At 58.8% G+C, this 22,805-nt stretch carries 21 protein-coding genes and 1 riboswitch; of the genes, 7 read left to right on the top strand and 14 right to left on the bottom strand.

Annotation, left to right across the window (positions count from 1 at the left end):
- Positions 1-32 precede the first annotated feature (32 nt).
- Complete coding sequence (pnp, locus tag AGR7B_RS00100) at positions 33-2,180, top strand: polyribonucleotide nucleotidyltransferase (RefSeq protein WP_065656375.1); 2,148 nt, start codon at positions 33-35, stop codon at positions 2,178-2,180.
- Positions 2,181-2,255: 75 nt separating this feature from the next.
- Complete coding sequence (locus tag AGR7B_RS00095; RefSeq protein WP_080855748.1) at positions 2,256-3,272, top strand: class I SAM-dependent methyltransferase; 1,017 nt, start codon at positions 2,256-2,258, stop codon at positions 3,270-3,272.
- 15 nt (positions 3,273-3,287) lie between these two features.
- On the opposite strand, the gene AGR7B_RS00090 is transcribed toward AGR7B_RS00095, so the two are convergent.
- Positions 3,288-4,232 carry an AEC family transporter gene (locus AGR7B_RS00090; RefSeq protein ID WP_080855747.1) on the bottom strand — a complete coding sequence of 315 codons (945 nt, stop codon included), beginning with the start codon at positions 4,230-4,232 and terminating at the stop codon, positions 3,288-3,290.
- Between the two features lie 477 nt (positions 4,233-4,709).
- Between AGR7B_RS00090 and AGR7B_RS00085 the strand changes: the two genes are divergently transcribed.
- Positions 4,710-5,702: an adenosine kinase gene (locus tag AGR7B_RS00085; protein ID WP_080855746.1), complete on the top strand. Its 993-nt coding sequence runs from the start codon at positions 4,710-4,712 to the stop codon at positions 5,700-5,702.
- Here AGR7B_RS00085 and AGR7B_RS00080 read toward each other — a convergent pair.
- Positions 5,695-6,228: an SH3 domain-containing protein gene (locus AGR7B_RS00080; protein WP_162934144.1), complete on the bottom strand. Its 534-nt coding sequence runs from the start codon at positions 6,226-6,228 to the stop codon at positions 5,695-5,697. The two genes, AGR7B_RS00085 and AGR7B_RS00080, sit on opposite strands and share 8 nt — an antisense overlap.
- A 180-nt stretch (positions 6,229-6,408) precedes the next feature.
- Between AGR7B_RS00080 and AGR7B_RS00075 the strand changes: the two genes are divergently transcribed.
- Entirely contained in the window at positions 6,409-7,413 is a 1,005-nt protein-coding gene (locus AGR7B_RS00075) for a 2-hydroxyacid dehydrogenase (RefSeq protein WP_080855744.1), read from the top strand.
- A 6-nt stretch (positions 7,414-7,419) separates the two neighbouring features.
- Here the strand turns inward: AGR7B_RS00075 and AGR7B_RS00070 are convergent, their stop codons facing one another.
- Genes AGR7B_RS00070 through recF form a run of 3 tightly spaced genes read right to left on the bottom strand, consistent with a single transcriptional unit; the run spans position 7,420 to position 9,810 of the window.
- Positions 7,420-7,896, bottom strand: a complete 477-nt coding sequence (locus AGR7B_RS00070) for a GNAT family N-acetyltransferase (protein WP_080855743.1) — start codon at positions 7,894-7,896, stop codon at positions 7,420-7,422.
- A complete protein-coding gene (locus AGR7B_RS00065) occupies positions 7,893-8,660 on the bottom strand; it encodes a molybdopterin-synthase adenylyltransferase MoeB (RefSeq protein ID WP_080856928.1) in 768 nt (255 codons plus the stop codon). Before AGR7B_RS00065 ends, AGR7B_RS00070 begins: the two co-directional genes overlap by 4 nt.
- Before the next feature lie 22 nt (positions 8,661-8,682).
- Positions 8,683-9,810, bottom strand: a complete 1,128-nt coding sequence (gene recF / locus AGR7B_RS00060; RefSeq protein WP_080855742.1) for a DNA replication/repair protein RecF — start codon at positions 9,808-9,810, stop codon at positions 8,683-8,685.
- 152 nt (positions 9,811-9,962) lie between these two features.
- Between recF and AGR7B_RS00055 the strand changes: the two genes are divergently transcribed.
- Positions 9,963-11,066 (top strand): alpha/beta hydrolase, encoded by a 1,104-nt coding sequence (locus tag AGR7B_RS00055; protein WP_080855741.1) that lies wholly within the window; start codon positions 9,963-9,965, stop codon positions 11,064-11,066.
- Between the two features lie 28 nt (positions 11,067-11,094).
- Here AGR7B_RS00055 and nrdF read toward each other — a convergent pair whose 3' ends face one another.
- The 8 genes from nrdF to AGR7B_RS00015 all read right to left on the bottom strand — a co-directional run bounded on the left by nrdF (position 11,095) and on the right by AGR7B_RS00015 (position 19,241).
- Positions 11,095-12,069: a class 1b ribonucleoside-diphosphate reductase subunit beta gene (gene nrdF, locus AGR7B_RS00050; RefSeq protein ID WP_080855740.1), complete on the bottom strand. Its 975-nt coding sequence runs from the start codon at positions 12,067-12,069 to the stop codon at positions 11,095-11,097.
- 16 nt (positions 12,070-12,085) lie between these two features.
- Positions 12,086-14,272, bottom strand: coding sequence for a class 1b ribonucleoside-diphosphate reductase subunit alpha (gene nrdE / locus AGR7B_RS00045; protein ID WP_080855739.1), 2,187 nt, complete (start codon positions 14,270-14,272; stop codon positions 12,086-12,088).
- A complete protein-coding gene (nrdI, locus tag AGR7B_RS00040; protein WP_080855738.1) occupies positions 14,260-14,658 on the bottom strand; it encodes a class Ib ribonucleoside-diphosphate reductase assembly flavoprotein NrdI in 399 nt (132 codons plus the stop codon). Before nrdI ends, nrdE begins: the two co-directional genes overlap by 13 nt.
- 12 nt (positions 14,659-14,670) lie before the next feature.
- Entirely contained in the window at positions 14,671-14,892 is a 222-nt protein-coding gene (gene nrdH, locus AGR7B_RS00035; RefSeq protein WP_003524283.1) for a glutaredoxin-like protein NrdH, read from the bottom strand.
- A gap of 255 nt (positions 14,893-15,147) precedes the next feature.
- Positions 15,148-15,371, bottom strand: a riboswitch (cobalamin riboswitch).
- Between the two features lie 133 nt (positions 15,372-15,504).
- Complete coding sequence (locus AGR7B_RS00030) at positions 15,505-16,134, bottom strand: nucleoside triphosphate hydrolase (RefSeq protein ID WP_080855737.1); 630 nt, start codon at positions 16,132-16,134, stop codon at positions 15,505-15,507.
- Positions 16,131-16,913, bottom strand: coding sequence for an ATP-binding cassette domain-containing protein (locus tag AGR7B_RS00025; protein ID WP_003524281.1), 783 nt, complete (start codon positions 16,911-16,913; stop codon positions 16,131-16,133). The genes AGR7B_RS00030 and AGR7B_RS00025 overlap by 4 nt, the downstream gene beginning before the upstream one ends.
- The gene (locus AGR7B_RS00020) at positions 16,913-17,995 is read right to left on the bottom strand and encodes an ABC transporter permease (RefSeq protein ID WP_078053951.1); all 1,083 of its coding nucleotides are present in this window, start codon (positions 17,993-17,995) and stop codon (positions 16,913-16,915) included. The genes AGR7B_RS00025 and AGR7B_RS00020 overlap by 1 nt, the downstream gene beginning before the upstream one ends.
- Before the next feature lie 223 nt (positions 17,996-18,218).
- Positions 18,219-19,241: a sugar ABC transporter substrate-binding protein gene (locus AGR7B_RS00015; RefSeq protein ID WP_003524279.1), complete on the bottom strand. Its 1,023-nt coding sequence runs from the start codon at positions 19,239-19,241 to the stop codon at positions 18,219-18,221.
- A gap of 264 nt (positions 19,242-19,505) precedes the next feature.
- Between AGR7B_RS00015 and AGR7B_RS00010 the strand changes: the two genes are divergently transcribed.
- On the top strand, positions 19,506-20,738 hold the full coding sequence (locus AGR7B_RS00010; RefSeq protein ID WP_065656364.1) for an ROK family transcriptional regulator: 1,233 nt from the start codon (positions 19,506-19,508) through the stop codon (positions 20,736-20,738).
- A 54-nt stretch (positions 20,739-20,792) separates the two neighbouring features.
- Here AGR7B_RS00010 and recQ read toward each other — a convergent pair whose 3' ends face one another.
- Positions 20,793-22,601, bottom strand: a complete 1,809-nt coding sequence (gene recQ / locus AGR7B_RS00005) for a DNA helicase RecQ (RefSeq protein WP_078053952.1) — start codon at positions 22,599-22,601, stop codon at positions 20,793-20,795.
- A gap of 22 nt (positions 22,602-22,623) precedes the next feature.
- Between recQ and AGR7B_RS26080 the strand changes: the two genes are divergently transcribed.
- Positions 22,624-22,805 (top strand): hypothetical protein (locus tag AGR7B_RS26080; RefSeq protein WP_208616007.1); only part of this gene is annotated, 182 nt, incomplete at its 3' end.

The raw sequence follows: 22,805 nt of genomic DNA, 5'->3' as shown, positions 1-22,805 counted from the left end.
CCGGAGCGGGCAGCCACAACCAAGGACAAGATATGTTCAATCAACACTCCGTGGAAATCGAATGGGCAGGCCGCCCGCTGAAGCTCGAGACCGGCAAGGTTGCCCGTCAGGCTGACGGCGCCGTCATCGCAACCTACGGCGAGACGATGGTTCTCGCGACCGTGGTTTCCGCAAAGTCTCCGAAGCCCGGCCAGGACTTCTTCCCGCTGACAGTCAACTATCAGGAAAAGACCTACGCAGCCGGCAAGATCCCCGGTGGTTACTTCAAGCGCGAAGGCCGTCCGAGCGAAAACGAAACGCTGGTTTCGCGCCTGATCGACCGTCCGATCCGCCCGCTTTTCCCGGAAGGCTACAAGAACGACACGCAGGTCGTCGTCACCGTCATCCAGCACGATCTGGAAAACAACCCGGACGTCCTGTCGATGGTTGCGGCTTCCGCAGCGCTGACGCTCTCTGGCGTTCCCTTCATGGGACCGGTTGGCGGCGCGCGCGTTGGCTACATCAACGGTGAGTATGTTCTTAACCCGCATCTGGACGAAATGGACGAGTCTGTTCTCGACCTCGTCGTTGCCGGTACGCAGGACGCCGTTTTGATGGTTGAGTCCGAGGCCAAGGAACTCAACGAAGAAATCATGCTCGGTGCCGTCATGTTCGGTCATCGCGGCTTCCAGCCGGTTATCGACGCGATCATCAAGCTCGCCGAAGTTGCTGCCAAGGAACCGCGCGAATTCGAACCGGAAGATTTCTCCGCGCTCGAAAACGAAATGCTGGCGCTCGCCGAAGCCGAACTGCGCGATGCCTACAAGATCACCGAAAAGGCAGCCCGCTACGCCGCCGTCGACGCAGTTAAGGCAAAGGTGAAGGCGCACTTCCTGCCGGAAGAAGGCGAAGCCAAGTACACGCCGGAAGAAATCGGCGCTGTCTTCAAGCACCTTCAGGCAAAAATCGTTCGCTGGAACGTTCTCGACACCAAGAGCCGTATCGATGGCCGCGACCTATCGACCGTTCGTCCGATCATCTCGGAAGTTGGCCTGCTGCCGCGCACCCACGGTTCGGCGCTGTTCACCCGCGGTGAAACCCAGGCGATCGTTGTCGCGACCCTCGGCACCGGCGAAGACGAGCAGTATGTCGACAGCCTCACCGGCATGTACAAGGAACGCTTCCTGCTGCACTACAACTTCCCGCCCTACTCGGTCGGCGAAACAGGCCGCATGGGTTCCCCGGGCCGTCGCGAAATCGGCCATGGCAAGCTCGCATGGCGCGCTATCCGCCCGATGCTGCCGACTGCGGAACAGTTCCCCTACACGCTGCGCGTCGTTTCCGAAATCACCGAGTCCAACGGCTCCTCGTCGATGGCAACGGTTTGCGGCACCTCGCTCGCACTGATGGATGCCGGCGTTCCGCTGGCCAAGCCGGTTGCCGGTATCGCCATGGGCCTCATCCTTGAAGGCGAGCGCTTTGCGGTGCTCTCCGACATCCTCGGCGACGAAGACCACCTCGGCGACATGGACTTCAAGGTTGCGGGTACGGCCGACGGCATCACCTCGCTGCAGATGGACATCAAGATCGCCGGCATCACCGAAGAGATCATGAAGATCGCTCTGGAGCAGGCACAGGGTGGCCGCAAGCACATCCTCGGCGAAATGGCCAATGCCATCACCGAGAGCCGCAGCCAGCTCGGCGAATTCGCACCGCGCATCGAAGTGATGAACATTCCGGTCGACAAGATCCGTGAAGTCATCGGTTCCGGCGGCAAGGTCATTCGCGAAATCGTCGAAAAGACCGGTGCGAAGATCAACATCGAAGACGACGGCACCGTCAAGATCGCTTCTTCTTCCGGCAAGGAAATCGAAGCGGCCCGCAAGTGGATCCACTCCATCGTTGCGGAACCGGAAGTCGGCCAGATCTACGAAGGCACGGTTGTGAAGACCGCTGACTTCGGCGCTTTCGTCAACTTCTTCGGTGCCCGTGACGGCCTCGTCCACATCTCGCAGCTCGCTTCCGAGCGTGTCGCCAAGACCTCTGACGTCGTCAAGGAAGGCGACAAGGTCTGGGTGAAGCTGATGGGCTTCGACGAGCGTGGCAAGGTTCGCCTGTCCATGAAGGTTGTCGACCAGGCAACCGGCAAGGAAGTCGCTGCCGACAAAAAGAAGGAAGACGGCGAAGCCGCTGCCGAATAAGGCCGCGCCGCCAGACCCTATCGAGGCGCGGGTTTTGCCCGCGCCTTTTTTCTATTCGACCTTAAGGATGCTCCCATGAGCCGTGACGCCGTGAAAACCCTTTTCCATCCCTTTGCCTCGGACATGCTTTCCATGCCGAAAGAGGGCGAACGCGTTCTGTTTCTGGGAGCGGAAGCCGGTCCCCGGCTTGACGGTTTTGACGCGGAGATCGTCGCGGTTCAGCATCTACGGCCGCTTTATCGTGCTCTGCAGGCTCAGGGTGCGGAAGTGACACCGGATATTTCGGGCGAGAATTACGATGCGGCGCTGCTGCTTTGCGGCAAACATCGCGGCGAGAATGAAAACCGCGTCGCCGAAGCGCTTTCGCGCGTGAAGGCCGGAGGCCCGATCGTCGCGGCCGGATCGAAGGAAGACGGCATCGTGACGCTGCGCAAGACGCTGGCAAAGCTTGGCATCGAGGCGGAATCCACGCCGAAGTATCACGGCGTCGCCCTCTGGTTCAAACGGCCGGACGATATTGCATCTGCCATGTCGAAGCTCGCCCAGAAGCCGGTGACGGTCGAAGGCCGCTTCACCGCCCTGCCCGGCATGTTCTCCCATGACCGCGTGGATGACGGCTCGGAACTGCTCGCATCGCGCCTGCCCACAGATTTTGACGGCAACGCCGCCGATTTCGGTGCCGGCTGGGGTTATCTTTCCGTCATGCTGGCCGAGAAATCGCCGCGCACGGCCCGTATCGATCTGTTCGAGGCGGACTGGAATGCGCTGGAATTCGCCAAAACCAATCTTCTCGAAAACAATCCGAGGCTGACGGCGCGCTTCTTCTGGCAGGACCTGGCAAACGAGCCGCCGAAGGAAAAATACGACCTCATCATCATGAACCCGCCTTTCCATGCGGCGGGGCAGGCAGCAGAACCTGCCCTGGGCCAAGCCTTCATCAAGGCTGCCGCCGGCGCGCTGCGCAGCGGCGGCAAGCTGCTGATGGTCGCCAATCGCGGCATGCCCTATGAGCCGGTGCTCGCGGCGGAATTCCGCACCAGCACTGAGGTGTGCCGCAATGCCCGCTTCAAGATTATGAGCGCCCAGAAATAATCAACTCGGCAGAAATCAACTCAGCAGCCATGCCCATAGCGACACGGAGAGAACGCCGGTCGCTGTGGAAATGCTGATGGTGGAGGCGGCAACGCTGTGGCCGATGCCGAAGCGATTGGCGATAAGCCAGGCATTGACCCCAGTCGGCACCGACGAGGTAAGCACGAGCGCCGCAGTCCATTCCCGGCTGAGACCGAGCGCATGACCCATTGCCCAAACGCAGGCGGGCAGCAGCAGCAGCTTGAACACCGTCATGGTGACGGCAATGCCCATGTTGCCTCGGATGGTATATTTCGTCAGCGCCATGCCGAGCGAGATAAGCGCCGCCGGCCCCGCCATGGAGGCGATCTGATCGACCACGGTTTTCAGGATGGGCGTCAGCGCCACGCTGGAAACATTGGTCGAAAGCCCGATGACAAGGCCGATCACCAGCGGATTGGTAACGAGATTGCGGCCCACTTGCTTGAACACCGCCGCCATGCTTCGCTTTTCCCCGCCGACCGCCTTGTGCGTGGCGTTTTCCATCAGGATCGTGCCAGCGATCATCATCACAGGTAGATGGATGGCCAGCAGGATGGAGAGAGCGACCAGCCCCTCATCCCCCACTGACCTGCCGACCAGCGGCAGGCCGATGAAGATATTGTTCGCAAAGGCCGAGGAAATGCCGGCGATAACGGCGATGCGGACATCCTGCTTGAAGACATAACGGGTGACGATATGCCCGACCGTCCAGGTGATGGCCACGCCAGCGAAATAGGTGATCCAGAGCCGGAAGGGCGAAGCACCGTGAAAATTCGCTTCCGCAAGTGTGCGGAAGATCAAGGTCGGCACGGCGATCTTGAACACGAAATCGCTGAGAATATCGCCGGCATCGGCCCTGAAGAGACCGGCCTTGACGGTGAGCCAGCCGATCAGGATGAGAATGAAAATCGGGGCGACATTCGCGGCAACGGCAGACATGGAGGGAAAGCTTTCGCGGCTTTGCGGGAGATACTCCGCTTTAGAGCCTTTTCCACGGGAATGGAATCGCGAAAACGCTCCCACTCTTTGTTTTCGCCACATCGCGTCCAAGAAAGACAAAACTCGTGAGCCGCTTTGGGCAGAAAGCGCGTCTTGGCCCGTAAAATTCGCAAGGCCGAACGTTGCCCAAAAAGAAAAAGCGGGGTCTCCCCCGCCTTTTATGTCCGTTATATGCCGCCAGTACATCCGTGGCGGAGATAACGGTTGAGCAAGAAGACCATGATGTCTTCCATTCCGGTATGCATTCACACACCTTTTGCTCTGACAAATGAAATAGCTTAACCACATTACAGGCAGATGACGCGTTTTCGCTCCTCGCGGAGAACGGCATATTTTCTGTTTGGGCTTTTCTTGCCGCCAGAAATGTTTAAGACCTTTCGAAAAATACGCACACCCCGTGCGAAACGGATAGGGCCTATGACGAAATTCGACGTACTGACTGTCGGCAATGCCATCGTCGACATCATTTCCCGCTGCGACGATCGCTTCCTCAACGACAATGCCATTACCAAAGGCGCGATGAACCTCATCGATGCGGAACGGGCCGAGTTGCTTTACTCGCTGATGGGACCGGCTCTCGAAGCCTCCGGCGGCAGCGCTGGTAACACGGCGGCGGGTGTGGCCAATTTCGGCGGCAAGGCCGCCTATTTCGGCAAGGTGGCACAAGACCAGCTCGGCGAAATCTTCCAGCACGATATCCGCGCGCAGGGCGTCTATTTCGAAACCAAGCCGGAAGGCACCTTCCCGCCGACTGCGCGTTCGATGATCTTCGTGACCGAAGATGGTGAGCGTTCGATGAACACCTATCTCGGCGCCTGCGTCGATCTCGGTCCTGAAGACGTGGAAGAAGACGTGGTGGCGGATACGAAAGTCACCTACTTCGAGGGTTACCTTTGGGACCCGCCGCGCGCCAAGGACGCCATTCGCGAATGCGCCCGCATTGCCCATGAAAACGGCCGCGAAGTCTCCATGACGCTGTCCGACAGCTTCTGCGTTGGCCGCTATCGCGACGAATTCCTCGACCTGATGCGTTCGGGTACTGTGGACATTGTTTTCGCCAACAAGCAGGAAGCGCTTTCGCTTTACGAAACCGACGATTTCGAGCTTGCGCTGACCAAAATCGCAGCCGACTGCAAGACCGCAGCGGTGACGATGAGCGAGGAAGGCGCCGTCATCCTGCGCGGCACGGAACGTGTGAAGGTTGAAGCCTATCCGGTGCATGATGTGGTGGACACCACGGGCGCCGGCGATCTTTTCGCTGCGGGCTTCCTGTTCGGTTATACGCAGGACCGGTCGCTTGAAGATTGCGGCAAGCTCGGCTGCCTTGCCGCTGCCGCCGTCATTCAGCAGGTTGGCCCGCGCCCGATGTCATCGCTCAAGGCGCTTGGCGAGAAGCACGGCCTTATTTAAAGGCTTCACCGGGGTAAGCACCCCAGATTTCGCCCTGCGAAACCCAGCCCGAGGCCTGGCCGGCCTCGGCGCGGCACCAGTCGCCATTGCATTCACCGATCCTGAAGACGACGCCCGGCTCAAGCCGCGCAACGACGGAAGCGCCCGACTGCGCCTCACGGCGCATGTTCACATAAACTTCCTTACCCTTGCCACGCATCCACGGAGCCGCAACGGCCGTGCGCTCACCGGAAAGCAGAGCCTGGTTGACCCAGCCTTCCGTGCCGTCGGCATCGCGGATACGCCGCCAGTTCTCATATTCCTGAATGATTTCCACCGGCATTCCCGATTTCAGATACATCCATGACACGGCATAATCCGTGCTCGGTCCGATGCGCATGTTGACGCGCTTGGATTTCAGGCTGACAAAACGCGGCAGCGGCAGGCCGCTTGCGCCTTTGGCGGCACCCTGCGCCATGGCGTCGGTTGCCGCACCGAGGAGGCCCAAAGACAATGCCATGCAAACGATCGAAACCACACTGCGCATGCCCATTTCCGTTTCCCGCCTTCTGCAAACCGGATGATATTTAAGGAGGCTCGTTTCCACATGCCTCAAGCTTCAGCGAGTTTTGTTTGTCTTCGCCGGTGGGTCTGGTAGAAACGCCCTGATTGAAAGAAATTATCGCTCTTTCTGGTTAATGACTTCTGAACAAGGCAGCGGCAAACGATGACCCACAAGAAGAGACCGACAGTCTATATGACCCGCAAATTGCCTGACGTCGTCGAAACCAGAATGCGCGAACTCTTCGATGCCGAACTGAATATCGACGATACCCCGCGCAGCGAGGCGGAGCTTGTCGCCGCCATGCGAAGGGTGGACGTGCTCGTGCCGACCGTCACCGACCGCATCACCGCCGCGATGATCGAGCAGGCAGGGCCGCAACTGAAGCTGATCGCCAGCTTTTCCAACGGCATCGACCATGTGGATGTGGATGCGGCGGCCCGAAAGGGCATTACCGTCACCAATACGCCCAATGTACTGACCGAGGACAGCGCCGATATCACCATGGCGCTGGTGCTCGCCGTGCCGCGCCGTATGATCGAAGGTACAAGGGTGCTCGCCAATGGCGCGGACGAATGGCTGGGCTGGTCGCCGACCTGGATGCTCGGGCGGCGGATTTCCGGCAAGCGCATCGGCATTGTCGGCATGGGCCGCATCGGAACCGCGGTTGCGCGGCGTGCCAAGGCCTTCGGCCTTTCCATTCATTATCACAACCGCAAACGCGTCAATCCAGCGACGGAAGCGGAGCTTGAGGCGACCTATTGGGACAGCCTCGACCAGATGCTGGCGCGGGTGGATATCGTCTCCGTCAATTGCCCCTCGACGCCCGCAACCTATCACCTGATTTCAGCGCGGCGGCTGGCGCTGATGCAGCCGACCAGCTACATCGTGAATACCGCACGCGGCGATATCATCGATGAAGCGGCGATGATCCAGTGCCTGCGCGAAGGCAAGATCGCCGGCGCCGGTCTCGATGTCTATGAGAATGAGCCTGCGGTGAACCCCAAGCTCATCAAGCTCGCCAAGGAAGGCAAGGTCGTGCTGCTTCCGCATATGGGCTCTGCGACGATTGAGGGCCGTATCGATATGGGCGATAAGGTCATCATCAACATCCGCACGCTGTTCGATGGCCACCGGCCGCCGAACCGGGTGCTGCCGGGGCGGAACTGAGCCGCTTCAGCCGAGGAATTTGGTCATTTCGATCGAGGTCGTGCGATTATAGCCGGCATGGGAGTTTTCGGCGGTCTTGACGAAACCCCAGGCGGCGAATTTGGTATGATTGGCGATAAGCTCGATACGGGTTTCCAGCCGCAGCGCCGGTAACGCCAATTCGCGGGCCAGCGCTTCGGCCTGCTCCAGAAGCATCCTGCCTATACCCTTTCCCTGCGCTTTCGGGGAAACACAGAGTTTGCCGACATAAAGACAGGCGGGCGGCTCCGGCCGGCAAAACAGGCAGCCGACAATCTCATCGCCATCAGGCGCCACGAAAGCGATCTCCACCCTTGCCTTCTCCGCCAGATTTTCAAGCGTCAGGCGATGAGCCGACGACGGCGGATCGATGACGCCATCCATATAGGCGAAGGAGGACATGATAAGTGCCAGCAATTCCTGCCAGCGATTGAATTCTTCCCCGATCTTAGCGATCTCGATCATGGTTTCTTCCCAGTTGCCCGCCGCTTGTATCGCACGGTTTCGAAACGGGCCGACAGGGCGTCATAGAGGAGCAGACGGCCGATTAACGGCTCGCCGGCACTGGTGATAACCTTGATCGCCTCCATGGCCATAAGCGTGCCGATAACCCCTGTCAGCGCGCCGACAATGCCTGTTTCCGCGCAATTGGGAATGAGGCCCTGCGGTGGCGGTTCCGGAAACAGGTCGCGATAGCCGGGCAGCAGAGCACCCTCGGCATTCGCCTCATAGGGTTTCAGCACCGTCACCGAACCATCGAAACGGCCGACAGCTCCCGTTACCAACGGTCTTTTCGCAGCCTCCGCCGCATCGGCGGCAGTATAACGCGTATCGAAATTGTCCGAGCCGTCGATCAGAAGATCGAAGGATGGCAGATGGTCATGCGCCCAGACCTGCGAAAAGCGCTCTTCATAAACAAGCGTGCGGACATGCGGATTGAGCCGGGCGATGGCCTTGCGCGCGCTCTCCGTCTTCAGCTCCCCAATCGTACCGGTATCGTGGATCACCTGTCGCTGCAGATTGGACAGGGAAACCACATCGTCATCGATCATGCCGAGCGTGCCGACACCGGCGGCGGCAAGATAATGCAGGACAGGAGCGCCGAGACCGCCGGCCCCGATGACCAGCACACGCGCCGCCTTCAGCCGCTGCTGGCCCACGCCGCCGATTTCCGGCAACAGGATATGGCGCTTGTAGCGTTCGATTTCTTCCGGGCTCAGCGGGTCCATGTCGCCCTCCATCTTTTAGCCGTCATGCCGTGATGCTCCCATGGGAAACATTGAAGAATTGCGCCCTGTCGCCAAGGGCGGAGAACATCGCCGTATCCGTTCCGGTCATAAAACTCTGGCCGCCAAGCGCATGAATGAGATCGAACAGAGCCGCCCGCCTGCCCTCATCCAGATGGGCGGCGATCTCGTCCAACAGCAGAACCGGCGCATGGCCAGTCATATTGGCGGTCAGCTGCGCATGTGCAAGCACCAGCCCCACAAGCAGCGCCTTCTGTTCCCCGGTTGAACAGCGCTCGGCCTCCATGTCTTTTTCCGCATGGCGCACGAAGAGATCGACGCGGTGCGGCCCATCCAGTGTGCGGCCGGCAGCGGCGTCACGATACCGGCCATCGCGCAATATAAGCCTGTATTCATCCTCCAGATCGACGGCGGGACGATTGAGCCCATCGTCCATGAAACCGGAGAGAGAAAGCGCCGCCGAGGGAAAAGCGGCATTGCCCGCCCGCCCCTCGATGAGGCTCTTCAAGAGGCCGAGCATCTCGTAACGGGCAACCGCCATGGAGATGCCGAGTTCGGCCATCTGCTTTTCGATGCCGTCCAGCCAGACCGGATCGAAGCGGCCTTCCGAAAGTAGCCGGTTACGGCCGCGCATGGCCTTTTCGAAATCGCTTGCCCGCCTTCCATGGGCGGGATCGAGCGACAGCACCAGCCGGTCGAGGAAACGCCGGCGGTCCGAGGACGAGCCGGTAAAGAGGCCGTCCATCGCGGGCGTCAGCCACAATACCCGCAGATGGTCGGTCAGCTCATCGACGGATTTCACCGGCGTCCCGTTCAGTCTCAAGCGACGCGACACCACCTCGCCATCGCCTTCAATTCCCGTACCGATGGCAACTTCGCCATCCATGCCCTCGACATCGGCGAAGATCGAGAAACCGGTGGCTTCGGCCCCTACCCGCGTCACATCAGACAAGGTGGCGCGGCGCAGGCCCCTTCCGGGTGAAAGAAAGGAGACGGCCTCCAGAAGATTGGTTTTGCCGGAACCGTTGTCGCCCGTCAGCACAACATGGCGTTCATCGAGCGTGAGCGCAGCCGCCGCATAATTGCGGAAGTCTGTGAGTTTCAGCCGTAAAAGCGACACCTTGTTCGTCATGTGTACGGCCTAAAACGAAGAGGGACGGATAGCAAGGTGGGGAACGTCCGTCCGCACCGAAGACAGCCGCTAGAGTGCACTTCATTCTTCAGTAGCAACTTTTTTAGTCGCCGGTTATTTATGAACCGGTCCTCATCACCGGTAGCCCCTTCATGCGCCTGATCTTTTCTCTCTTTCTCACCCTCGGTCTTCTCTCCTCCTGCGCAGGCCGACCGGGGGCGGATGTGCTGGAGGCCGTCAACACCAGGACCCGAGACACGAAAATCGTGACCGCCTTCGTGGCGAGCACGCGAGAGAAAAACACGGACGCAAAAAAGGGCTTCGGCACGGAGCGGGCAATGGAGCCGAACTACGCCAGTTTCGATATTTCCATTCCGCCCACCCATAAAAGCGGGAAAATCGAATGGGCCAGCGGCAAGCCGGACCCGAACAAGGATTTCGTCGTCACCAGGGCCGATATGCTGACGAAGACGCGCTTTAATGCCGATCTTGGCGACATAGCCCGCTCTGGCAAGCAGATCGCACTTTTTGTACACGGCTATAATTACAGCTATCAGGAAGCTCTGTTCCGCGCGGCGCAGATGGCGGCGGATGCCAATATGAACGGCGTGCCGCTGGTCTTTTCCTGGCCGTCGCAAGCCTCCGTCGCCGGTTATGTGGCCGACAAGGAGTCCGCGACTTTTTCACGCGATGCGCTCGCCGCGATGTTGATCGATCTCACCCGGCAGACCCCTAAGAAGAGCGTCGTCGTGTTCGGTCACAGCATGGGCGGCTGGCTGGTCATGGAGGCGCTGCGGCAATTGCGTTTCCAGGGCAGAAACGATGTCATCGCCAAGCTGCAGGTGGTGCTGGCTGCGCCTGATATTGACGCCGATGTCTTCCGCAAGCAGATCGAGGTTGTCGGCCGGCTCAGCCCGCCGCTCACCGTTCTCGTTTCCAAGGATGACCGTGCGCTGAAAGCCTCTTCCATCCTTGGCGCCGACGTTACCCGTATCGGTGCGCTGGATGTGACTGACCGCCAAGTGCAGGAAGCCGCTCTCAAGGAGGGCGTGCAATTCGTCGACATCTCCAATCTGAAGGCGTCGGACCCGCTCAACCACGACCGCTACGCGGCGCTGGCCTCCATGGTGCCGCAGCTGGAGGCAAGCAGGCGCGGGGGCGATATCAACAGTGCCGGAGCCTTCGTTTTCGATGCGATCGGCGCCACTGTCTCCAGCCCCTTCCGCCTTGCGAGCCAGGTGGTGAACCCGCAATAGTTTTGCGGGTCCTTCCGACAAGCCGGTTTCAGAAATCCCAGTCTTCGTCTTCGGTCGCAACCGCCTTGCCGATGACATAAGAGGAGCCGGAACCGGAAAAGAAGTCGTGGTTCTCGTCGGCATTCGGAGAAAGCGCCGAGAGGATCGCGGGGTTGACCCGGCAGGCCTCGGCCGGAAACAGCGCCTCATAACCCAGATTCATCAGGGCCTTGTTCGCGTTGTAATGCAGGAACTGCTTGACGTCCTCCGTCAGGCCGACGCCGTCATAGAGGTCTTCGGTATATTTCGCTTCGTTGTCGTAAAGTTCGAGCAGGAGATCGAAGGCGAAATCCTTGATCTCCTGTCTCTGCGTTTCGCTGAGACGCTCCAGCGCCCGCTGGAACTTGTAGCCGATATAATAACCATGCACGGCCTCATCGCGAATGATGAGGCGGATCAAATCCGCCGTGTTGGTGAGCTTGGCGCGGCTTGACCAGAACATTGGCAGATAGAAGCCGGAATAGAACAGGAAACTTTCCAGAAACACGCTGGCGATCTTCTTTTTCAGCGGATCGCCGCTGTCATATTCCCGCATGATGAGCGCGGATTTACGCTGCAGGAACTCGTTTTCCTCAGACCAGCGATAGGCGTCGTCAACGTCAGGGGTGAGGCACAGCGTCGAGAAGATCGATGAATAGGAGCGGGCGTGTACCGCCTCCATGAAGGAGATGTTGGAAAGCACCGCCTCCTCATGCGGCGTTGCCGAATCCGCCATCAGGCGCACGGCGCCGACACCGTTCTGGATGGTGTCGAGCAAAGTCAGGCCGGTGAAGACACGGATTGTCAGTTTCTGCTCTTCCGGCTTCAGCGTTCCCCAGGAGGGGATGTCATTGGAGAGCGGCACCTTTTCCGGCAGCCAAAAATTCGAGGTCAGGCGGTTCCAGACTTCGAGGTCCTTGTCGTCCTCGATGCGGTTCCAGTTGACCGCACGAATGCGGGACACGGGTTTTACGGCGATATTCATTGTCTTGTCCCTCAATTCAGAGCGTGCAGGAAACGCAGCCCTGAACCTGCGTGCCTTCCAGCGCCATCTGGCGCAAACGGATGTAGTAGATGGTCTTGATGCCCTTTTTCCAGGCGTAGATCTGCGCCCGGTTGATATCGCGCGTCGTTGCCGTATCGCGGAAGAACAGCGTCAGCGACAGGCCCTGATCGACATGCTGGGTCGCGGCTGCATAGGTGTCTATGATCTTTTCCGGGCCGATTTCATAGGCGTCCTGATAATATTCGAGATTGTCGTTCGAGAGATAGGAAGCCGGGTAATAAACGCGGCCGATCTTGCCCTCTTTGCGGATTTCGATCTTCGAGACGATCGGATGAATGGAGGAAGTGGAGTGGTTGATATAGGAGATCGAGCCCGTCGGCGGTACGGCCTGAAGGTTCTGGTTATAGAGACCTGATGCCATCACATCCTGCTTCAACGCCGTCCAGTCTTCCTGCGTTGGAATGGCAATGCCCGCTTTCTCGAACAGGTCGCGAACCTTTTCCGTCGCGGGCACCCATTCCTGCTCGGTATATTTGTCGAAATATTCGCCAGAGGCATATTTGGAGTTTTCAAAGCCCTTGAAGCTCTGGCCCCGTTCCACGGCCAACCGGTTGCTGGCGCGGATGGCGTGATAGGTGACAGTGTAAAAATAAATATTAGTGAAATCGACGCCTTCTTCCGAACCGTAAAAGATGCGTTCGCGCGCCAGATAACCGTGCAGGTTCATCTGGCCTAGCCCGATGGCGTGGCTGGCATCATTGCCCCTTTCCACCGAGGGAACGGAGGAAATGTGGCTCATATCCGACACGGCTGTCAGCGCCCGGATGGAGGTCTCGATCGTCTTGCCGAAATCTGCGGAGTCCATGGCAGAGGCGATGTTGAGCGAGCCGAGATTGCACGAGATATCCTTGCCCATATGGCTATAGGAGAGATCGGGGTTGAACTCACTCGCCTCGCTGACCTGCAGGATTTCCGAGCAGAGATTGCTCATGCTGATGCGGCCGGCGACCGGATTGGCGCGGTTCACCGTATCCTCGAACATGATGTAGGGGTAGCCGCTCTCAAACTGGATTTCGGCGATCACCTGGAAGAATTCGCGCGCCTTGATCTTCTTCTTTCGGATTCGGCTGTCGGCGACCATCTCGTGATATTTCTCGGTGACCGAGATTTCGGTGAAAGCCACGCCATAGACCCGCTCCACATCATAGGGCGAGAACAAGTACATATCCTCATTGTTGCGGGCGAGTTCGAAAGTAATATCGGGGATCACCACACCGAGCGACAGGGTCTTGATGCGGATTTTTTCGTCGGCGTTTTCGCGCTTCGTGTCGAGGAAACGCATGATGTCAGGGTGGTGGGCATGCAGGTAGACTGCGCCCGCGCCCTGACGCGCACCGAGCTGGTTGGCGTAGGAAAAGCTGTCTTCCAGAAGCTTCATGACAGGAATGACGCCGGAAGACTGGTTTTCGATCTGTTTGATCGGCGCTCCGAATTCGCGAATATTGGTCAAGGACAGCGCCACGCCGCCGCCGCGCTTGGAAAGCTGCAGGGCCGAATTGATGGAGCGGCCGATGCTTTCCATATTGTCTTCCACACGCAGCAGAAAACATGAGACCAGCTCACCGCGACTCTTCTTGCCGGCGTTTAGGAATGTCGGCGTTGCCGGCTGGAAGCGGCCTGAAATGATTTCATCGACCAGATTGCGCGCAAGCTGCTCATCACCGCGCGCAAGGGCCAGCGCCACCATGCAGACGCGATCCTCGTAACGCTCCAGATAACGTTTTCCGTCGAAGGTCTTCAGCGTGTAGGAGGTGTAATATTTGAAGGCGCCGAGAAAGGTCGGAAAGCGGAATTTCCGGGCATAGGCCTCGTCATAGAGGTCGCGGACGAAATTGAAGGAGTACTGATCCAGCACCTCCTGCTCGTAATATCCCTCCGTCACCAGATAATCGAGCTTTTCCCTAAGGTTATGGAAAAAGACGGTATTCTGGTTGACGTGCTGAAGGAAATATTGCCGGGCGGCAAGGCGATCCTTGTCGAGCTGGATCTTTCCGTTCTCGTCGTAAAGGTTCAGCATCGCGTTCAGCGCGTGGTAGTCCAGAGCCGCATCGAGCGGTTTCTGGGTTGCGGTTGCCGGCTGTTTGGCGTCCTTGCGCAGCGCGCTTGAGGTCAGCGTGTCCAAAATCGTTCCAATCCATGTTTGACGTTGACGACATCTTCCTCCGTGCCGAGAAGCTCGAAGCGATAGAGAAACGGCACGGCGCATTTGCGCGAGACGATATCTCCGGCGGATGCGAAAGCTGCGCCAAAATTCGTGTTTCCCGCCGCGATGACGCCGCGAATGAGATTTCGGTTGGAGGGCTCGTTCAAAAACCGGATGACCGGTTTCGGGACGGCCCCTTTGGTGCCACCACCCCCATAGGTGGGGGTGACCAGCACATAGGGCTCGGACACATGGGGAACATCTTCCTCAACGCCAAGCGGCAGGCGAAACAGACGCCGTCCCAGTTTCAGAAGGAAACGATGGGTGTTTTCAGAGCGGCTGGAATAATAGACGATCAGGCCCATCGCCCCGCCGCCTCAGCTGATCGAGCCGATCATATCCGGCCGGAAACCCGCCCAATGGCGCTCACCGGCAACAACGACGGGCACCTGCATGTAACCGAGACCGCGGACATGATCGAGCGCATCCGCATCTTCGGAAATATCGACAATCTCATAGGGGACGCCGATGCGGTCGAGCGCACGATAGGTGGCGGTGCACTGGACGCAGGCGGGCTTGCTGTAAACGGTGACGGTCATAATTTCCTCTTTCGAAGCCGGTTTCGGACACGGCTCAACATTGCCGATTGCAATCGCAATCGGGCGGCGATGGATCTGTCATTAAGGTGGGCGTGCGCGGCTTTAGCCGCGTAAAATCGCTCTCTACGCCGACGAGCGCAGCAACTCAAACAAATGCACTGGCATGACTTCACCCCGAAGCTTGTTCTGGAGGGGGCAGAAAAGGGCGCTCGCAAATCATTTGCGTCATACACCTTCCTCCGGACACCCCGCCCGTGGACGTTTGCGCTCAAGGCAGGTCTCCTGACTTGCGGGTCACAACATCTATTCCGGCCTTCCCGGAGCTTTCAGCCCCAGTGACCCAAATCGGAACGATGCTCACCGCTTACAGTTGCGGGGGCAGTTTCGGCCTTGCTCCACCATGATGGCGTTACGCACCGAATTCCCGTCTTAGCTCCCAACCCTTGCGAATCGGAAGAACCTCGAACACCACATATAGTATATGAGGAAATTTTCGCGTCAATGAATAGACACACAAAAGCCCCACCCTGTGGATCAAAAAGATTCAACACATGGTCAACAAAGGCTTAACGGCGCATGCATGCCGCCGCTCAAAGAGAGAAAAGCGTTAATCTATTCCCAGATATCGATGCGGATATCGGCGGGACGGGCGTTCTCAATCACCCTTTTTCCGTTCGGAAGATCGTTTTCGAAAAGTTTGGCGTGGATCGCAGCCTCGTCGAGACCATAGCCCTGCCACCTTTTCCGTAGCCTCTCCTCAAGCACGTCGACGGACGGCCCTACAAAAACGGTGAGGTCGAAGCTTTTGGAAAGAGTTGTCCACGGCGCCTCGTCCAGCAGAAGATAATTGCCTTCAGCAAGGATAAAGCGTGTTTCCGGCGCAATCGCCCGGGCGGACGCTATCGCGATTTCACGGGAACGGTCGAAAACCGGAACAAGCACCTCCTGCCCGCCCTTGCGGACGGCGGAGACGATATCGAGGAAACCACGCACGTCGAAGGTTTCGGGTGCGCCCTTTTGCGGCAGCAGCCCCCGTTCTTCAAGGATGCCATTGTCCATATGGAAGCCGTCCATGGGCAGCACGGCGGCCGTTTCGCCCCGTGCCAGCAAAGCATCACAAAGGGCATCCGCCAGCGTGGATTTGCCGGCCCCAGGGGGACCGGCAATAGCGACGATAAAACGGGATCTACCTTCTGCCCGCCGAAGAACGTCTTCGGCGATGGTTTCAAGCTTCAGCGTCATGCGGCAAGCGTTTCCTTCGGCGCTTCCTTGGCGCCGGTCATGAAGGCGACGGCGTCGGACATGGAGTAGTCCTTCGGATTGATAACACACAGGCGCTTGCCGAGCCGGTGGATATGGATGCGATCCGCGACCTCGAAAACATGCGGCATGTTGTGCGAGATGAGGACGATCGGCAGGCCGCGCGAACGCACGTCCAGAATAAGCTCCAGAACACGCCGGCTTTCCTTCACGCCGAGTGCTGCCGTCGGCTCGTCGAGGATAACGACCTTGGAGCCGAAGGCGGCTGCACGCGCCACCGCCACACCCTGACGCTGACCCCCGGAGAGGGTTTCCACCGCCTGATTGATGTTCTGGATCGTCATCAGGCCGAGTTCCGACAGTTTCTCGCGTGCGAATTTTTCCATGGCGGGGCGGTCAAGGGCCCGGAACAGGCTGCCCTGAATGCCGGGTTTACGGATTTCGCGGCCGAGAAACATATTGTCGGCTATGGAAAGCGCCGGCGAAAGCGCGAGGTTCTGATAGACCGTCTCGATGCCAGCCTTGCGCGCCTCTATCGGCGAGCGGAATTGGACGGGCTGGCCTTCCAGCCGGATTTCCCCTTCATCGGGTGTCACCGCGCCGGAAATCGCCTTGATGAGAGAGGATTTGCCGGCGCCGTTATCACCGATCACCGCCAGGATTTCGCCCGGATAGAGATCGAAATCGGCGTGGTCGAGGGCGGTCACACGACCATAGCGCTTGACGAGATTGCGTGCTGTGAGAATGGGTTCTTTTGCCATCAGCCTGCTACCTTTCTGATCCACTGGTCGATTGCGACAGCCATGATGATGAGGACGCCGATCAACAGATAGGTCCATTGCGGGTCTGTTCCGATGAGCCTGAGGCCGAGCGAAAAGACGCCGACGATCAGGGCACCGAAAATCATGCCCATGATGGAGCCGCGTCCACCGAACAGCGACAGGCCGCCGATAACCACTGCGGTAATGGATTCGATATTGGCGAATTGACCGGCGGTCGGCGAAACCGAGCCGATGCGGCCGATGAGGGCCCAGCCAGCGAAGGCGCAGGTGAGGCCGGACAGCGTGTAAACGGTGGTCAGCATGCGCTTGACGTTGACACCGGCAAGTTCGGCGGCATCCGGATCGTCACCGACAGCATAAAGATGGCGGCCCCAGGCGGTGCGGTTCAGCACATACCAGAGCAGGGCGACGAGCAGAACCATGGCGATGACGCCATAGGTGAAGACCGCGCCGCCGACCCGGATATTGGCGCCGAAGAATTGCAGGATCGGCGCCTGCTGGGCGATATCCTGGGCGCGGATCGTCTCGTTTGCGGAATAGAGGAAGTTGGTCGCCAAGACGATCTGCCACATGCCGAGCGTGACGATGAAGGGCGGCAGGCGCATGCGCGAGACCAGAATACCGTTGATGAAGCCGCAAAATGCGCCGACGGCAAGGCCACAGAGAATGGAAAGTTCCGCCGGTAAGCCGTAACGGAAGGTGAACTGTCCCATGACAACGGAAGACAGGACCATGATCGCGCCGACCGACAGATCGATGCCCGCCGTCAGGATGACCAGCGACTGCGCCGCGCCGACAATACCGACGATGGCGACCTGCTGCAAAATAAGGGTCAGCGTGAAGGCCGAGAAAAACTTGCCGCCGAGAAGCAGGCCGAAAACAATCAGCGACAGCACCAGAACGATAAGCGGAACGGCCGCCGGGCTGGAGTGGAGAAAGTGCTGCAGTTTTTCCAGCACACTCTTGTCGTGCGTATCGAAAGCGGCGACCTGCGTCGAGCTTCCCGAAAGCACTTTTTCAAATTCATTATGCGGCTGAGCCCGCACCGGCTGATCGCTCATGGATTTTCCTCCCGATCGCTCTATCGCACCAGCCCTGACACCGGGTCTATCTCCGAAGAGAATGATGCATAGATTTCAAAGTGTTGTGAAGCGGCCTGTGCCATCCCCGCAGGACGCGTGACGCGCTCGTTTGTTCCTTTGTCCGATCCCCCGGATCGTGCCTGAATCATTCTCGTCCAAGGGCGGGGGCACGAATGCCCCCGCGGGTTTCAACGGCGAGGCATCAGCCCCAGCACTTGTTGAGACCTTCCTTCGTATCGATGGAGTCGAGGCCCTTGACCGGCTTGTCGGTTACCAGCGTCACGCCGGTATCGACGAAGTTCTTGCCTTCAGTCGGCTTCGGCTTTTCACCGGTGTCGGCAAACTTCTTGACGGCCTCGACGCCAAGCGCCGCCATCAGCAGCGGATATTGCTGCGAGGTCGCGCCGATCACGCCTTCCGCGACGTTCTTGACGCCCGGGCAACCGCCATCGACGGAAACGATCAGAACATCCTTTTCACGGCCGACCGCTTTCAGCGCCTCATAAGCGCCGGCAGCCGCAGGTTCATTGATGGTGTGGACGACGTTGATGGTCGGGTCCTTCTGCAGCAGATTTTCCATCGCCGCGCGGCCGCCTTCTTCGTTACCATTGGTGACATCATGGCCGACGATACGCGGATCGTTTTCATCGCCGATCTTGTTGATGTCCTTCACGTCAATGCCAAAGCCCTTCATGAAGCCCTGGTTGCGCAGCACATCCACCGTCGGCTGGGAGGGGGTAAGGTTAAGGAAGGCGATTTTCGCATCCTTTGCCTTGTCGCCGAGGCTGCCGGCAGCCCATTTGCCGATCAGCTCACCAGCCAGAAGATTGTCCGTGGCGAAGGTGGAATCGGCGGCATCGACGGGTTCCAGCGGCGTATCGAGCGCAATGACCAGAAGACCGGCATCACGCGCCTTCTGAACGGCCGGAACAATACCCTTGGTATCCGATGCGGTGATCAGGATACCCTTGGCACCATCGGCGATGCAGGTCTCGATGGCGGCTACCTGGCTTTCGGAATCGCCGTCGATCTTGCCTGCATAGGATTTCAGCGTCACGCCAAGTTCTTTAGCCTTGGCGGTCGCGCCTTCTTTCATCTTGACGAAAAAGGGATTGGTATCGGTTTTGGTGATGAGGCAAACCGAAGTATCGGCCGCAGACGCAACGGAAGCGAAAGAAACGCCAAGCGCAAGCGCGCCCAGAAGAGCGGAAACAGTGGTCTTCATGAGATCCTCCCAATGGATATTTGAGCACCGTGACGGTTACCCGACGATCCCGTCTCCTCCGAGATCGACGACCGTTGGCTCAGATGGAACCACCAAAGGAAACGCCTGTCAATAAATAAATCCGGTTGAATTATTAATTCCCTATGGCATTCTGATATGCGGCAGGGAGGAATATCGCCACGTCGTTTAACGTTGCGATAGCAAGATTGCCATAAAGCCTGCTGTATCGGTCACGGCGGATAGGGCGGGCGGGAGGATGACACTATGAGACAATCTGTCGAGACGGCGCCGCCGGCGTCGCCCACCACCATGGATATAAGCGGCGGCGCCAACCAGATCGGAGTGCGCGCTTATAATGAGCGGCTCGTGCTGTCTCTCGTTCGCCGTCACGGCGGACTGTCAAAAGCGGAGATATCAAGACTTTGCGGCCTTTCAGCGCAGACCGTCTCGGTCATCATGCGCTCGCTTGAAAAGGACGGGCTTCTCATTCGCGGTGAAAGACTGCGTGGCAAAGTCGGCCAGCCATCGACGCCGATGCGGCTTAATCCCGACGCCGTCTTTTCTTTCGGTGTGAAGATCGGCCGACGCAGCGTCGATCTCGTGCTGATGGATTTTGTCGGCCGGATCAGGCTCAAGCTGCGCAGAACCTACCCCTACCCTCTTCCGGAATGGATACTACCTTTCGTAATCGACGGCATAACGGAACTTGAATCGAAGCTTTCCCCTGCCGAGCGGGAGAAAATTGCCGGTGTCGGCATCGCCGCTCCATTCGAATTGTGGAACTGGGCGCAGGAAGTGGGCGCTCCACAGATCGAAATGGAGAGATGGCGGGGCGTCGATATCCGGTCGGAAATTGCCGAAAACGTCAGCTATCCGGTTTTTCTGCAGAACGACGCGACCAGCGCCTGCGGCGCCGAACTGGTTTTTGGCGCAGGCCAGCACTATCCGGATTTTCTTTACGTCTTCATCGGCTCCTTCATAGGCGGCGGCGTTGTTTTGAATTCGGCGCTATTTTCCGGAAAGACGGGAACGGCCGGCGCCATCGGCCCCCTGCCGGTGCAGGGGCAGGACGGCAATACCGTCCAGCTTCTGAAAATCGCGTCGATCTTCGTTCTGGAAAACATGCTGCGCGAAAAGGGCATCGATCCGCGCCCCCTGTGGTTTTCTCCGGACGAGTGGATCGATTTCGGCGAGCCGCTGGAAAGCTGGATCAGGAAAACCGCCGCGGCGCTGGCGCAGGCCGTCATTGCCGCCGCCTCCATCATCGATTTTTCGAGCGTCATCATCGATGGCGGTTTTCCCGACTGGGTCAGAACCAGAATCGTCGCCGCCACCCGCCTTGCCCTTAAACACCACGATCTGCAGGGTGTCACGGTGCCTGACATCATCGAAGGCGCGGTTGGTAGCCAGGCGCGGGCAATCGGCGGCGCGAGCCTGCCCCTGTTTTCGCGCTATCTCATCGATCAGAACGTTCTGTTCAAGGACACGACCGGCTGAGCCTTCGCAACGCTCTGCGGTTTTATTACTCGGCTATTAATTTGGATCTGCCGGTCATTCGCCAGCGGCGTGCTGCATGATCGCCGCCAGAAAGGCAGGTCCGTATCGCTCGAGCTTGGTATCTCCGACGCCGGGAATCCCAGCCATTTCCTGCGCCGAGGCCGGTTTTGCCGCCGCAAGTTCTATGAGGGTCTTGTCGTGGAAAATCACATAGGGCGGAACGTTCTGTGCCCGGGCAATTTCCATACGCTTCGCACGCAGCGCCTCAAAAAGACTGCGATCGGATTCCGGCAAGACCGTCGATGCCGTGTTGCGGGGCGTCTGCTGCCGTGCGGAACGGGGAGCGGATGGGATCCTCAGCATCAATGCCGGTTTTTCGCGCAGGAATCGCCGTCCATCCTCGGAGATGGAAAGGCCGCCATGTCCGGACAGATCCACTTCAATCATGCGTAACGCAACCAGCTGACGCAAAATGGCGCGCCATGTGCGGTTGTCATGCTCCTTGCCTATCCCGTAGGTGGTGATTTGATCATGTCCGAAGCGGCAAATCCGCTCGTCCTCGACACCCAGCAATACGCGGATGACATAGGCCTGGCCAAAACGTTCACCCGTGCGATAAATACAGGACAGAAGTTTCTGAGCGGCGATGGCCCCATCAAACAGGTCCGGCGGCTCGGCGCAGGTATCGCAATTGCCGCAGGGCTCACACCGGTCGCCGAAATAGGAGAGCAGAACCTGCCGGCGGCAACTCGCCGTTTCTGCGAGGCCAAGCAGCGCATCGAGCTTCTGGCGCTCCATATATTTGCGCTGATCCGCGGCATCAGATTCTTCGATGAAACGATTGCGCAGGGCAATATCTTCGTAGCCGTACAGCATGAGCACGTCCGACGGCAGACCATCGCGACCGGCTCGGCCCGTTTCCTGATAATAGGCCTCGATGCTGCCAGGCAGGTCGATATGAACCACGAAGCGCACATCCGGCTTGTCTATGCCCATGCCGAAAGCGACGGTCGCGACAATGATGACCGCCTCGCCGTGCTGGAAACGGGTCTGGTTCTCCTCGCGGGCAGCCTTGTCCATGCCAGCGTGATAGGGCAGCGCATCGCGACCCTCCTCCCGCAGCCATGCGGCCGTTTCGTCCACCTTGCGTTTGGAAAGGCAATAGACGATACCGCTCTCACTGTCGCGATCCTTCAAAAAGCGCTTCAGCTGCGCGCGCGGATTATCCTTTTCCATGATCGCATAGCGGATATTGGGCCGGTCGAACCCGGCGATGAAGGCATCGTGCTCTTCAATCCCCAGGTGGCCGAGAATTTCGGCGCGCGTGGGCTCGTCGGCCGTCGCCGTCAGCGCCATGCGCGGCGTATCGGGAAAACGCTCGATCAGCGTGTCTAGCTGGCGGTAGGGCGGCCGGAAATCATGTCCCCATTGAGAGAGACAATGGGCCTCATCGACCGCGATCAGCGACAGGTCGATGGATTGCAGCGCATCGAGGACATCAGGCTTGAGCAGGGTTTCCGGCGCGGCGTAAAGAATATCGACCTTGCCGGCCCGCATGTCCCGCCAAAGCGCGCGCCGCTCTTCCGGAGAAAGATCGGAATTGAGAGCTTCGGCCCGCACGCCGGCCTGACGCAGGGCTGCAACCTGATCGACCATCAATGCGATGAGCGGCGAAACGATCAACCCCATGCCATTACGAGCAAGCGCCGGGATCTGGTAACAAAGCGACTTCCCACCGCCCGTCGGCATCAAAACGAAGGCATTGTTTCCCGCCACCACATGCCGAATGATATCGGCCTGCCTTCCACGAAACGCATCGTATCCATAGACGGTCTTGAGGATATGCAAGGGATCAGCGGTCACGGCATTTTTTATCCGAAATGGAATGATGGCGCATCATCACCGTTTTCTGATCGATGGCAATGGCGAAGATGGCTTTGTTCATGGAAGGAGATTGTGGGATTGGCTTTGTGATCAGCGGCCTAGTTTCTCCCTGACGGCACAATTTCATAAGTCCAGAAACACAAAAAACCCCGTCGCGGGTGCACGGGGTTTTGTTTTGCTATT

The organism is Agrobacterium deltaense RV3 (genome assembly GCF_900013505.1).
GTDB classification, from domain to species: domain Bacteria; phylum Pseudomonadota; class Alphaproteobacteria; order Rhizobiales; family Rhizobiaceae; genus Agrobacterium; species Agrobacterium leguminum.
Note: the sequence above shows the minus strand (reverse complement) of the source record. Positions and strands in the feature narration are given on the sequence as shown.